This window comes from Micromonospora sp. HB375 (assembly GCF_017872985.1).
GTDB lineage: Bacteria > Actinomycetota > Actinomycetes > Mycobacteriales > Micromonosporaceae > Micromonospora > Micromonospora chalcea.
Window position 1 is genome coordinate 1,326,361 of record NZ_JAGGJO010000001.1, and the last position, 13,128, is coordinate 1,339,488.

Genomic DNA, 13,128 nt, shown 5'->3' on the forward strand with positions numbered 1-13,128 from the left:
GCCCTTCCTTTCAGGGCACCACGACGACGGGCCACCGGCCGGTACGGACCAGCCGGGTGGCGACCGAGCCGACCAGCTTGTGCCCGGCCTGCTCGGACGAGCCGACCACCACCATGTCGGCGCGGTGCTCGTCGGCGGCCCGGCACAGCTCGGTGTAGGCGTCGCCGCGCCGGCACAGGAACGTCACCGGCAGGTCCAGTTCCTCGGCCCCGCGCCGGCACTCCGCGCGCAGTTCGGCGGCCAGCTCGTCGTGGGTCTGCTGGACCGCGCCGGCCACCACGCCGGAGAGCATCGCGCTGTACGAGGCCGGCGAGCTGACGAACACCGCCACCAGCGTGGCGCCCTGTCGCCGGGCCAGTCCGGCGGCGTACGCGGCGGCACGCATCGAGGTGCGGCTGCCGTCCACGCCGACGAGCACCACCCGCGGCCCGTCCGTACCCCGCTCGTAGGGCGACGGCCGGGTCCGCGGGCCGTACCGTTCACGTTCCGCGGCGTCCATGGTCAGTCCCGCGTTCCGGCCGGGATCGCCTCGGCCTTCTCGGGCCCGGCGGGGACCGGCTCGGCGTTGGAGCGGCGCAGCGGGACCTCCCGGATGAGGACCACCGCGATCAGGGCGAGCAGCCCGAACGGGGCGGCGGCCAGGAAGATGTCACCGGCGGCGTGCCCGTACGCGGCCTCGACCACGTCCCGGATCGGCCCGGGCAGCGTGTGCACGTCGGGCAGGCCGCCGCCACCCGAGCCGGAGGCCGGGACGCCGAGGCGGCTCAGACCGTCGGCCAGGTAGCCGGTGACCCGGTGCCCGAGGATCGCGCCGAGCGCGCTCACGCCGATCGCGCCGCCGAGGCTGCGGAAGAAGGACACCACCGAGCTGGCCGCGCCGAGTTCGTCCGGGCGGACCGTGTTCTGCACGGCGAGCACCAGGTTCTGCATGCTCATGCCGACGCCGAGACCGATCAGCGCCATGAACACGGCCAGGCGCCAGTACGGCGTGTCGGCCCGCATGGTGCCCATCAGCGCGAATCCGGCGGTGAGCAGCACCGAGCCGATGACCAGCCAGCTCTTCCAGCGGCCGGTGCTGGTGATGATCCGGCCGACCACCGTCGAGGAGACCAGCAGGCCGCCGATCATGGGCAGCGTCATCAGGCCGGACATGGTGGGGCTGGCGCCGCGGCTGATCTGGAAGTACTGCCCGAGGAACACCGAGGCGCCGAACATGCCGACGCCGACGGCGATGCTGGCGATCACGGCGAGCGTGATGGTGCGGTTGCGGAACAGCCGCGGCGGGATCATCGGGTCAGCGGCCCGCTTCTCGACCCGGGCGGCGAGCACGCCGAGCAGCGCCGCGCCGGCCACCATGGCGCCGCTGGTCCAGGAGATCCAGTCGTACTTGTCGCCGGCCAGGGTGATCCAGACCAGCAGCAGCGAGACGGCGGCGGTGATGAGGGTGGCGCCCCACCAGTCGATCTTCACGTCGCGCTTGACCACCGGCAGACGCAGCGTCCGCTGGAGCACGATCAGGGCGAGTACGGCGAACGGCACGCCGACGTAGAAGCACCAGCGCCAGCCGAGCCAGGAGGTGTCCACGATCACGCCGCCGATCAGCGGGCCGCCGATGGTGCCGACTGCCATCACTGCGCCGAGGTAACCGCTGTACCGGCCGCGCTCGCGCGGGGCGATCATCGTCGCCATGATCACCTGGGCGAGGGCGGTGAGGCCGCCCGCGCCGACGCCCTGCACCACCCGGCAGGCGATCAGCTCGCCGGTGGTCTGGGCCTGCCCGGCGAGCACCGAGCCCAGCACGAAGACCACCAGGGAGATCTGGACCAGCAGCTTCTTGCTGAACAGGTCGGACAGCTTGCCCCAGATGGGCGTGGTCGCGGTGGTCGCCAGCAGCGTCGAGGTGACCACCCAGGTGTACGCGGACTGGCCGCCGCGCAGGTCCGTGATGATCCGCGGCAGCGCGTTGGAGACGACCGTGGAGGAGAGGATCGCGACGAACATGCCCAGCAGCAGGCCGGAGAGCGCCTCCAGGATCTGGCGGTGGGACATGTCGACGGCGGTCGCCCGCGCGGGCGCAGTCGCCTGGGTCATCGTGGATTGCCTCCGGAACGGGGGAGAAAGGTTGCCTTGGGCAACCGTAGAAGCCGTTGCCTTGAGCAACAACTCTTGCGGGGTCGGGTTTGTTCCCCCTCGCCGGAAGATCAGAACGACTCGTTGAAGCGGTGCATCAGCCGGGCGAGGTCCGCCACGTCCTCTTTCGGCCAGCTCTCCAGCGAACGCCTGATCTGTCCGAGTCGGGCCGCGCGGGCCGCGTCGAACCGCCGGGTGCCCTCCTCGGTCAGGCTCAGCTGGGCGGCCCGGCGGTCGGTGGGGTCCGGGTCGCGGCGTACCAGGCCCAGCGCCTCCAGCCCGCCGATCTGCCGGCTCAGCGTGCCCTTGCCGATGCCCAGCTTGACGGCCAGGTCGGTGAGCCGGATCGACCCCGACCGCCGCAGCCAGAGCAGCAGGCCGTACGCGTTGGGCTCCAGGTTCGGGTGGACCTCGCGGGCGATCTCCCAGGACAGCGCCCGGCCCCTGCGCAGCAACGCGGTCAACTCGTGCTCCACGGCGCGCAGCGTCTCGTCCACGCTCAGAGGGTACTCAGTCCCCGTCGCTGAGTTGCTGTTGCGCCACCGGGCGCAGCTCGCCGTCGCTGGTCGTGCCCTCGATCACCACGGCGGCCTCACGGCCCCGGTGGGTGAGCGTGGCCACGGCGTTGCCGAAATAGGGCCCGGCCAGCTTCCGCCAGCGCACCGGCGGGCGGCGTACCCCGGCCGCACGGGCCAGCGCCCGGGTCGCCCCGGCCGGGCCGGGATTCCAGCCCAGCGTCATCAGCGGGCGCATGCCGGCGGGCACCTGGTTGTGGATCGGTGAACAGGTGAGCTGGTGCACCGGCGTGCGGACGTCACGGTCGGCGAACCGGGCCCGCGCCACGTACGAGTGGTGCACGTCCCCGGAGAGCACGCTGATCGACGCCGGTCGCGCGTACGCCGGCCCGGCGCCCACCCGCGCCCCGGTGCGCGGCGCGGTGCCGCTGCCCAGCCGCGCGAACAGCTCGCCCAGCGCCTCGAACGAGCGCCGGAACGCCGCCCAGTGCTCCAGGTCCAGGGCCCGGCGGATCTGCTCGGAGATCCGGGCCACCCAGGGCCGGCCGGAGTCGGCCAGGCGCTCGTTCCACGCCTCGACGTGGTGGATGCCCGGTGGCAGCAGCCACGGCAGCGAGCTGCCCACCACCAGGTGGTCGTACTCGCCGTGCGCCTGGTCGAGGAACCACGACCACTCGCCCGGCGGCAGCATCGCCCGGCTGCCCGGCAGGAGCACCCGGCTGGACCGGTTGTCCAGCATCACCAGGCGGGTGCGGCCCAGGTCCAGCGCGTAGCTCCACTGGTACTGCACGGCCCGCCAGCGCTCGGTGTCGTGCGCCAGGTCGGCCTCCTTGTCGACCCGCTCGCCGAACTCGTGCAGCACGCCGGTGGCGTCCTCGGCGGCGATGACCTTCGCGTACACCGGGTCGGCGGCGATCTCGTCCGGGCTCAGGTTGCCCAGGTGCTGGTAGACCCAGTAGGAGGCGAGGCCGCTGCGGATCCGTTCGGCCCACCACGGCTGCTCGCGCATGTCCGCGCGCCACGACTGCGAGGTGTTCCAGTCGTCGATCACCTCGTGGTCGTCGAAGATCATCACGCTCGGCACGGTGGAGAGCAGCCAGCGGATCTCCGGGTCACGCCACGACTCCAGGTAGAGCTTCGTGTACTCGTCGAAGCTCACCACCTGCGTCGCCGGGGCGTCCTTCGGCCGCTTGCGGCGGCGCTTGAGCAGCCGCCGCACGGTCGGCGAGGTCTCGTCCGCGTACACCTGGTCGCCGAGCAGCACCAGCAGGTCGGGCAGCACGGCCTGCTCGGGCGCGGCCATCACCCGCCGGGCGTACGCGTCGAGCGCGTCCGGCGGCAGCTTGCGCGCGGTGGAGTGCTGGGTGGTCTCCCGGCAGGAGCCGAACAGCAGCCGCACCGGCTGGTCGGCGTCGTCGAGCGCGCGGGTCCGGATCACGCTGGGCGGGAACGACGAGTCCGGCAGCGGCCACGCCACCTCGTCGTCGATCAGCACCTCGTAGGTGGTGGCGCTGTCCGGGGTGAGCCCGGTCACCACCACGATCGCGTAGTGGTGGTCGTACGCGGAGAAGGTGGGCGCGCTGCCGGTGGCGCCGTCGGCCGTGCGGACGGTGACCACGGCGGGCGAGCTGGTCTCCACCCAGACGGTCGCCCGCGTGTCGACGACCCGGCGCAGCAACGGGCCGATGAGCAGGCGGGAACCGGGCACGACATCCACCTCCGACAAGATCGTTTCGGCTGTTCCCTACCCGGCCGGCGGTTGCGGTACGCCTTCCGGTGTGAGCGTACCCGCAGGTTGTTCGCGTGCCGAGGCGGTGAGTGGGACGCCGTCGCCGGCATCTGACAGGATTTCGGGCATGACGGAATACCTCCTCGTCGCTCTCGCCCTGCTCGGCGTGCTGATCATCGGCGGCCTGAGCCTCGTGGTGCCCCGGCTGCGCCGGCGGCCGGAGCCTCCGCTGCCGCGCACGGAGGTCGACACCCGGGCCGAGGAGGATCTGGCCGGCCCGCCGGTCGAGGCCCCGGAGGCGGACCTCACCACCGGCGTGGTGGTCGAGGCACCCCCGGTGGAGGCGCCCCCGGTCGAGGTGCCGGAGCCGACCGCCGGCCGGCTGGTCCGGCTGCGCTCCCGGCTGTCCCGCTCGCAGAACGTCTTCGGCAAGGGCCTGCTCGGCCTGCTCAGCCGCGACCGGCTGGACGAGGACACCTGGGAGGAGATCGAGGACAGCCTGATCACCGCGGACGTCGGCATCGACTCCACCCGGGAGATCGTCGACCGGCTGCGCGAGCGGACCCGGGTGCTCGGCACCCGCACCGGGGAGGAACTGCGCGCGCTGCTCGCCGCCGAGCTGGTGAACGCGCTCGACCCGAGCCTGGACCGCTCGCTGCGGACCGCCCCGAAGGAGGGCGTCCCGGCGGTCGTGCTGGTGGTCGGCGTGAACGGCGCCGGCAAGACCACCACCTGCGGCAAGATCGCCCGGGTGCTGGTCGCGGACGGCCGCAGCGTGCTGCTCGGCGCGGCCGACACGTTCCGGGCCGCCGCCGCCGACCAGCTGGAGACCTGGGGCGGCCGGGTGGGCGCCGAGACGGTCCGCGGGCCCGAGGCCGCCGACCCGGCCAGCGTCGCGTTCGACGCCGTCAAGCGCGGCATCGACACCGGCGTGGACACCGTGCTCATCGACACCGCCGGCCGGCTGCAGAACAAGATCGGCCTGATGGACGAGCTGGGCAAGGTCAAGCGCGTCGTGGAGAAGCACGGCCCGATCGACGAGACGCTGCTGATCCTCGACGCCACCACCGGCCAGAACGGGCTGGAGCAGGCGCGGGTCTTCACCGAGGTGGTCAACGTGACGGGCGTGGTGCTGACCAAGCTCGACGGGACGGCCAAGGGGGGCATCGTGATCTCCGTGCAGCGCAAGCTCGGCATCCCGGTCAAGCTGGTCGGCCTCGGCGAGGGCAAGGACGACCTGGCCCCGTTCGACCCGGCCCAGTTCGTCGACGCGCTGCTCGGCACCGAGCCGCTCGCCCGGGACGCGTAACCTCTCCCGTGACGACTGACGATCGCGCCTACGCGGGGTGGCGCGACCCCAGCCACCCGTCGCCACGCCTCGGGAGACCGTACGTGACTTCGCAGGAGATCCCGCTGCACGGCGGGAACGTGAGCACAGTGGTCCGTGTCGGAGACACGGTCCGGCGCAACGCCGGCCCGTGGACGCCCTCCGTGCACGCGCTGTTGCGCCACCTGGAGTACGTCGGCTTCACCGGCGCGCCCCGCGCGCTCGGCATGGACGAGCGCAACCGCGAGGTCCTGTCGTACCTGGAGGGGGAGTGCGGGGAGTACCCGCTGGCCCCGCACTGGGTCACCGACGAGGCCCTGGTCACGGTGGCCACCATGCTGCGGATGTTCCACGACGCGCAGTACGGCTTCACCCCGCCGCCCGGCGCGGTCTGGCGCTCGTTCGGGCCGCCCCCGCCGGACACCGAGGTGATCTGTCACCACGACGCCGCGCCGCACAACGTGATCTGGCGCCCGGACGGCACGCTCGGGCTGATCGACTTCGACCTCGCCTCGCCCGGCGCCCGCATCTACGACGTGGCGTACGCGGCCTGGACCTGGGTGCCGATCTTCTCCGACCGCGACTCGGTGACGCTGGGCTGGAAGCGCCCCGACCGGCCGCGCCGGCTGCGCCTGTTCGCCGACGCGTACGGGCTGATCCCGCGCGACCGGCACCGGCTCATCCGCACCATCCGCAAGCGCATCGTCGACCACGTCGAGGGCATCCGGCGGATGGCCGCCGCCGGTGAGCCGGCCTTCGTCCGGATCGTCCACAAGGGCCATTTGCGTCGCCCCATGCGCGACCTGCGGCTGCTCGACTACGAGCGGCACCAGTTGGAGTACGCGCTCCGCTGAGCAAGATCGGCGTTCTTCACACGCCGGAAACAACCCGTCACGTGTCGGAAATCGCGGGGTGTCGCTGAAGGAAACAGCCGGCGACAAAGCTTCCGCGCAACCGGCTGACGGGCGATGCTGCCAGGTCTTCAGTCGGAGGGAGGAATACGACAACGAGAGGAGGCAGCGTGGAGATCGACACCGGGAACACTGCCTGGTTGCTTGTCTCGACTGCCCTCGTGCTGCTCATGACCCCCGGTCTCGCGCTGTTCTACGGCGGCCTGAACCGGTCCAAGGGCGTTCTGAACATGATGATGATGAGCTTCTCGTCCATCGGGCTCGTCAGCATCCTGTGGCTTTTCTACGGCTTCACCGTCGCCTTCGGCGAGGGCGGCAAGTTCTGGGGTGACCTCGGTCAGTACCTGGGCACCAAGACGTTCGTCGGCGAGAACGACCTGTGGGGCGAGACCGGAATCCCGATCTACGTCTTCATCGCCTTCCAGATGATGTTCGCGGTCATCACCGTGGCGCTGATCAGCGGCGCGCTCTCCGACCGGGTGAAGTTCGCCGGCTGGCTGCTGTTCGCGTTCGGCTGGGCGACCCTGGTCTACTTCCCGGTCGCCCACATGGTCTGGGGCGGCGGGCTGATCGGCGGCGACATCGGCGCGCTGGACTTCGCCGGTGGTACCGCCGTGCACATCAACGCCGGCGCCGCGGCGCTCGCGCTGGTGCTCGTGCTCGGCAAGCGGGTCGGCTGGCCGCGCGAGAGCATGAAGCCGCACAACGTCCCGATGGTCGCCCTCGGCGCCGCGCTGCTGTGGTTCGGCTGGTTCGGCTTCAACGCCGGCTCCGAGCTGACCGCCGACGGGGTCACCGCGCTGGCGTTCATCAACACCCAGGTCGCCACCGCCGCGGCGCTGCTCGGCTGGATCGTGGTGGAGTGGGTGCGTGACGGCAAGCCGACCCTGGTCGGCGCCTCGTCCGGCGCCATCGCCGGTCTGGTCGCCATCACCCCGGCCTGTGCCTTCATCACCCCGGCCGCAGCGGTGCTGCTGGGCGTGGTGGCCGGCGCGGTCTGCGCCCTCGCGGTCGGCCTGAAGTACCGGCTCGGCTACGACGACTCCCTCGACGTGGTCGGCGTGCACTTCGTCGGCGGCTGGATCGGCTGCCTCTGGATCGGCCTGTTCGGCACCGCCTCGGTGAGCTCGCTGGTGGAGACCGACGGCCTGTTCGTCGGCGGCGACGCCAGCCTGCTCGGCAAGCAGGCGATCAGCGCGCTGATCGTCAGCGTCTACTCCTTCGTCGTCGCCTACGCTCTCGGCTTCGTGATCGACAAGACGATCGGCCTCCGGGTCTCCGCCGAGGCCGAGGTCGACGGCATCGACATCGCCGAGCACGCGGAGAGCGGCTACGACCTGTCGCCCACCACGGGCAGCGGCGGTGGCGCGTTCGCGATGGCCGGGATCGGAGCCGGCAAGCCCGGCGCGGAGCCCGCCGCCGAGTCGGACGAGTCCGCGCCGGTCAGCGAGAAGGTCGCCGGTTAACGTTCCTGGGATGGAGGGGTTGGACATGAAGCTGGTGACCGCGGTCATCAAGCCGTACCAGCTGGACGCGGTGAAGGAGGCTCTGCACGCCCTCGGCGTGGCGGGGCTGACGGTCAGCGAGGTCCAGGGCTACGGCCGGCAGAAGGGGCACACCGAGGTCTACCGGGGTGCCGAGTACACGGTCGAGTTCCTGCCCAAGATCCGGGTCGAGGTGCTCACCGACGAGATCGACGTCGACAAGATCGTGGACGCGATCGTCGGCGCCGCCCGGACCGGCAAGATCGGCGACGGCAAGGTCTGGGTGACCGGCGTCGAAGAGGTCGTCCGGGTGCGTACCGGCGAGCGCGGGCTCGACGCCCTCTGACGGCCGGACCTGCCGACGTGACCTCGTTGACCACGGCTGCCACCCCCACCGGGGACGGCGTGCCCGTGGTCAACGAGGTCGTCGGCGTACCCGGGGGCATCGGTGAGCCGGCCCGGAACGCGCGGGCCGAGGCGCTCGACGCCTGGCTGCGCCGGGCCTTCCCGGACCGGGACGGGGTGGCGCTCGTCGCGGTGGGCGGGCTGGGCCGCCGCCAGTGCGCCCCCTACGGCGACCTCGACCTGGTGCTGCTGCACGCCGGGGTGCCCGGCATCGACGAGCTGGCCGCGTCGCTCTGGTACCCGATCTGGGACGCCGGACTGCGGCTGGACCACTCGGTACGCACCGTCGCCGAGGCGCTGTCGGTGGCCCAGGACGACGTCAAGGTCGCCCTCGGCCTGCTCGACGCCCGGCACGTGGCCGGCGACCCGGCGCTCACCGACCAGCTCGCGCGTACCGCCACCGACCACTGGCGGCGGACCGCGATCCGCCAGCTCCCCGGCCTGCGCGAGATCACCGCCGCGCGCTGGGAGGCGCACGGCGAACTGGCGTTCCTGCTCGAAGGCGACCTCAAGGAGGCGGCCGGCGGGCTGCGCGACGTGGGGATCCTGCGCGCCATCGCCACCGCCGGGGTCACCGACGCGCTCCGCCCGGCCGTGTACGCGGCGCACCGGCGGCTGCTGGACACCCGCGACGCGCTGCACCAGCAGGTGGGCCGCCGGGTCGACCGCCTGGTCGCCCAGGAACGCGACGGCGTGGCGCGGCTGCTCGGCGCCGAGGACGGCGACGCGCTGCTGCGGCTCGTTGCCGGCGACGCCCGCACCGTCAGCCATGCCCTGGACGACGCCTGGCGGGCCGCCGACCGGCTCCGCTCCGGCCGCCACCGGGCCGCCCCCGGCCGGCCGCTGCGCCGCCCGGTCGCGCGGGACGTGGTCGAGCAGGACGGGGAACTGGTGCTCGCCCGTACCGCCATCGGGGCCCGCCCCGACCCGAGCCTGTCGCTGCGGGTGGCCGCCGCGGCCGCCACCACCCGGCTGCCCATCGCGCGCGCCACCTGCGAGTGGCTGGCCGCGTACTGCCCGCCGCTGCCCGCGCCCTGGCCGCCGGCGGCACGGGCCGCGCTGATCACGCTGCTCGGCGCCGGTCCCGGCCTGGTGCCCGCCTGGGAGACCTGCGACAGGTACGGGCTGATCGACCGCTGGCTGCCCGAGTGGACCCGGATGCGCAGCCTGCCCCAGCACAACCCGGTGCACCGGTTCACGCTCGACCGGCACCTGGTGCAGACCGCGTACGAGGCGAGCCGGCACACCCGCGACGTGGAACGCCCCGACCTGCTGCTGCTCGGAGCGTTCCTGCACGACATCGGCAAAGGGCTGGAAGGAGACCACTCGACGGTCGGCGCGCCGCTGGCCGAGGCGGTGGCCACCCGGGTCGGGCTGCCACCAGCCGAGGCGGAGCTGATCGGCACGCTGGTCCGGCTGCATCTGCTGCTGCCCGACGTGGCCACCCGCCGGGACCTGTCCGACCCGAAGACAGTCGCCGGTGTGGCCGAGCGGGTCGGCGACACCGCCACGCTGGAACTGCTGCACGCCCTGGTGCGCGCCGACGCCGCCGCCACCGGCCCGGCCGCCTGGTCGGCCTGGAAGGGCCGGCTGATCGCCGAGCTGGTGGCCCGGGTGCGCACCACCCTGGACACCGGCGTGGTGCCCGCCCCGCCGGCCCCCGACCCGGCGCTCGTGGCCGGGCCGCTGCCTGTCGTACACCTGGGGGAGGACCGGGTGTCGGTGGCCGCGGCGGACCGGCGCGGACTGCTCGCCACGGTCGCCGGTTGCCTGGCCCTGCACCGCCTCGAGGTGATCTCCGCGGACGCCGCCACCGTGGACGGCCGCGCCCTGGTGCAGTGCCGCGTGCAGCCGCGCTACGGGCTGGCGCCGAACCCCATTGCGCTCAGCGCCGACCTGCGCCGCGCGGTCGGCGGCGACGTCTCGGTGATCCAGCGGCTGCGTGGCCGGGCGCTCGCCGCCCGCAGCCAGGGCGCCGCGCCCCGGGTGGTCTGGCACCGGGAGGCGGCCACCGACGCGGTGCTGCTGGAACTGCGCGCCGCGGACGCGGCCGGGCTGCTGTACCGGGTCACCTGCGCGCTGGACGAGGCCGGCGCCCAGGTGCGGGCGGCCCGGATCTCCACGCTCGGCGGCGACGTGGTGGACGCCTTCTACCTGGTCGGCGGCTGGCCCTCGGACGAGGAACGAGCGCGCGTCGAGGCCGCCGTGCTCGCCGCCGTGTAAGGAAGGGCCCCTTGTTAACGCCTCCGGTAGAGGAAGGGACCCCTGTTAACACCCGGCCGACGAGCGGCGCGGGCGCGTGGACGGCCGGGCCGGAGCGAGGGTGCGGGCGGCGGGCTACCCTAACGGTGGGCTGGACCATCGGCCCGCCAGCATGTGCCCGCCGAAAACGACAAACGGGATGTTCGCGTGTTTGACACCTTGAGTGACCGCCTGTCCGGGATCTTCACCAAGCTCCGCGGCAAGGGCCGGCTCACCGACGCCGACATCGACGCCACCGCGCGCGAGATCCGGATGGCGTTGCTGGAGGCCGACGTCGCCCTGCCGGTGGTCAAGGGCTTCATCGCGAACGTCAAGGAGCGGGCGCGCAGCGCCGAGGTCTCCCAGGCGCTGAACCCGGCCCAGCAGATCATCAAGATCGTCAACGAGGAGCTGATCAACGTCCTCGGCGGCGAGGGGCGGCGGCTCCAGTTCGCCAAGCACCCGCCGACCGTGATCATGCTGGCCGGCCTCCAGGGCTCCGGTAAGACGACCCTCGCCGGCAAGCTGGCCCGCTGGCTCAAGAGCCAGGGCCACCAGCCGCTGCTGGTCGCCGCCGACCTCCAGCGTCCCAACGCCGTCGGGCAGCTCCAGGTGCTCGGTGGCCGGGCTGGCGTCGAGGTGTACGCCCCGGCGCCCGGCAACGGCGTCGGCGACCCGGTGCAGGTGGCCCGCGACTCGATCGAGCACGCCCGCCGCGCCGCCCGCGACATCGTCATCGTCGACACCGCCGGCCGGCTCGGTATCGACGCCGAGATGATGCAGCAGGCCGCGAACATCCGCGACGCGGTCCAGCCCGACGAGGTCATCTTCGTCATCGACGCGATGGTCGGCCAGGACGCGGTCCGTACCGCAGAGGCGTTCCGCGACGGCGTGGGCATCACCGGCGTGGTGCTGTCCAAGCTCGACGGCGACGCCCGCGGCGGCGCCGCGCTCTCCGTCCGCGAGGTCACCGGCCAGCCGATCCTGTTCGCCTCCACCGGCGAGAAGCTGGAGGACTTCGACGTCTTCCACCCCGACCGGATGGCCAGCCGGATCCTCGGCATGGGCGACGTCCTCACTCTGATCGAGCAGGCCGAGGCGGCCTTCGACTCCGATCAGAAGGACAAGATGACCGCCAAGCTGATGGGCGGGGAGACCTTCACGCTGGAGGACTTCCTCGATCAGCTCATCGCGGTCCGGCGGATGGGCCCGATCGCCAACGTGCTGGCCATGATGCCGGGCATGGGGCAGATGAAGGACCAGCTCGCCGAGCTGGACGACAAGCACTTCGACCGGGTGACCGCGATCATCAGGTCGATGACCCCGGCCGAGCGCACCAACCCGAAGATCATCAACGGCTCCCGCCGGGCCCGGATCGCAGGCGGCTCCGGCGTCACCGTCATGGACGTCAACCAGCTGCTCAACCGCTTCACCGACGCGCAGAAGATGATGAAGCAGATGGGCGGCATGATGGGCCTGCCCGGCGGTGGCCGGCGCAAGGCGACCAAGTCGCCGAAGAACAAGCGCAAGGGCACGAAGGGCGGCGGGCGGCCGCGTACCGGCGCCGGCATGCCGGGTGGCTTCCCGGGCGGGATGCCGCAGCTCCCGCCGGGCCTGGACCCGGGTGACCTGGCGGGTGGGCAGGGTCTGCCGCCGGGCTTCAAGCTTCCGAAGATCGACTTCAACAAGCTGGGCAAGGGCGGCGACAAGGGCCCCCGCTAGCGTGTCGGTGACAGTGGGCGATGTGATCATCACCTAGGGGCGGTTCGCCCCCTGGAAGGAGATGTCATGACCGCGGCGCCGATCCTGCCCGAGCGGCACGAGTGGACGGTCGAGGACCTGGGCGACCTGCCCAAGGACCTTCCGTACGAACTGATCAACGGAAGGTTGATCGTGCCGTCGCCCACCGCCCTGCACCAGGATCTGTGTGTCCGTCTCCTACTCGCGCTTGAGGTCAACTGCCCGCCTGAGTTCCTGGTGAGCATCGACCTGTCCATGCGGGTGGACCGCCGCAACGAGCCGCGCCCGGATGTGGTGGTGATCCGGCGCAAGCACGCCGGCCGGTCGCCGGTCCCGGTCGAGGACGCGCTGCTCGCCGTCGAGGTCGTCTCGCCGACGTCGCACTTCCGCGACCTGTACGACAAGGCGAAGGTCTACGCCCGCTCCGGGGTCCGCTCCTACTGGGTGGTGGATCCGCAGCACGAGCGGATCGCGCTGACCGAGTACACGCTCGACGGCGCCGCCCGCGAGTACGAGCAACTGGCACACACCGAGGACCTGTTCGTCACCGAGCGGCCCTGGAAGGTCTCGGTCGATCTGCCGGCGCTGACCGCGCGGCGCAACGACCTGCTCGCCGGCGAGGAGGACTGATCGGGTAGGACTGTGC

11 protein-coding genes are annotated in these 13,128 nt (G+C 72.4%); 7 read left to right on the forward strand and 4 right to left on the reverse strand.

Features of this window, described 5'->3' with window-relative positions; translation table 11 throughout:
- Positions 1 to 10 precede the first annotated feature (10 nt).
- From J3R08_RS06455 to J3R08_RS06470, 4 genes are all read right to left on the reverse strand, one after another.
- Positions 11 to 499: a universal stress protein gene (locus J3R08_RS06455; protein ID WP_043325931.1), complete on the reverse strand. Its 489-nt coding sequence runs from the start codon at positions 497 to 499 to the stop codon at positions 11 to 13.
- Positions 500 to 501: 2 nt separating this feature from the next.
- Entirely contained in the window at positions 502 to 2,091 is a 1,590-nt protein-coding gene (locus tag J3R08_RS06460; protein WP_209960352.1) for an MDR family MFS transporter, read from the reverse strand.
- A 110-nt stretch (positions 2,092 to 2,201) separates the two neighbouring features.
- Positions 2,202 to 2,627, reverse strand: a complete 426-nt coding sequence (locus J3R08_RS06465) for a MarR family winged helix-turn-helix transcriptional regulator (protein WP_043325928.1) — start codon at positions 2,625 to 2,627, stop codon at positions 2,202 to 2,204.
- A 13-nt stretch (positions 2,628 to 2,640) separates the two neighbouring features.
- Positions 2,641 to 4,353: an alkaline phosphatase D family protein gene (locus J3R08_RS06470; RefSeq protein WP_069088767.1), complete on the reverse strand. Its 1,713-nt coding sequence runs from the start codon at positions 4,351 to 4,353 to the stop codon at positions 2,641 to 2,643.
- 148 nt (positions 4,354 to 4,501) lie between these two features.
- On the opposite strand from J3R08_RS06470, the gene ftsY reads away from it, so the two are divergent.
- The 7 genes from ftsY (at position 4,502) to J3R08_RS06505 (ending at position 13,112) form a co-directional block, all read left to right on the forward strand.
- The gene (gene ftsY / locus J3R08_RS06475) at positions 4,502 to 5,683 is read left to right on the forward strand and encodes a signal recognition particle-docking protein FtsY (protein WP_043325927.1); all 1,182 of its coding nucleotides are present in this window, start codon (positions 4,502 to 4,504) and stop codon (positions 5,681 to 5,683) included.
- Positions 5,684 to 5,691: 8 nt separating this feature from the next.
- Positions 5,692 to 6,555, forward strand: coding sequence for an aminoglycoside phosphotransferase family protein (locus J3R08_RS06480; protein ID WP_174537508.1), 864 nt, complete (start codon positions 5,692 to 5,694; stop codon positions 6,553 to 6,555).
- Positions 6,556 to 6,782: 227 nt separating this feature from the next.
- The gene (locus J3R08_RS06485; protein ID WP_231915538.1) at positions 6,783 to 8,078 is read left to right on the forward strand and encodes an ammonium transporter; all 1,296 of its coding nucleotides are present in this window, start codon (positions 6,783 to 6,785) and stop codon (positions 8,076 to 8,078) included.
- A gap of 25 nt (positions 8,079 to 8,103) precedes the next feature.
- A complete protein-coding gene (locus tag J3R08_RS06490; RefSeq protein ID WP_174537509.1) occupies positions 8,104 to 8,442 on the forward strand; it encodes a P-II family nitrogen regulator in 339 nt (112 codons plus the stop codon).
- Positions 8,443 to 8,459: 17 nt separating this feature from the next.
- The gene (locus tag J3R08_RS06495; RefSeq protein ID WP_209960354.1) at positions 8,460 to 10,724 is read left to right on the forward strand and encodes a [protein-PII] uridylyltransferase; all 2,265 of its coding nucleotides are present in this window, start codon (positions 8,460 to 8,462) and stop codon (positions 10,722 to 10,724) included.
- A gap of 186 nt (positions 10,725 to 10,910) precedes the next feature.
- A complete protein-coding gene (gene ffh / locus J3R08_RS06500; RefSeq protein ID WP_209960356.1) occupies positions 10,911 to 12,464 on the forward strand; it encodes a signal recognition particle protein in 1,554 nt (517 codons plus the stop codon).
- A gap of 66 nt (positions 12,465 to 12,530) precedes the next feature.
- Positions 12,531 to 13,112: a Uma2 family endonuclease gene (locus tag J3R08_RS06505; RefSeq protein WP_209960358.1), complete on the forward strand. Its 582-nt coding sequence runs from the start codon at positions 12,531 to 12,533 to the stop codon at positions 13,110 to 13,112.
- The last annotated feature ends 16 nt before the right edge of the window (positions 13,113 to 13,128 follow it).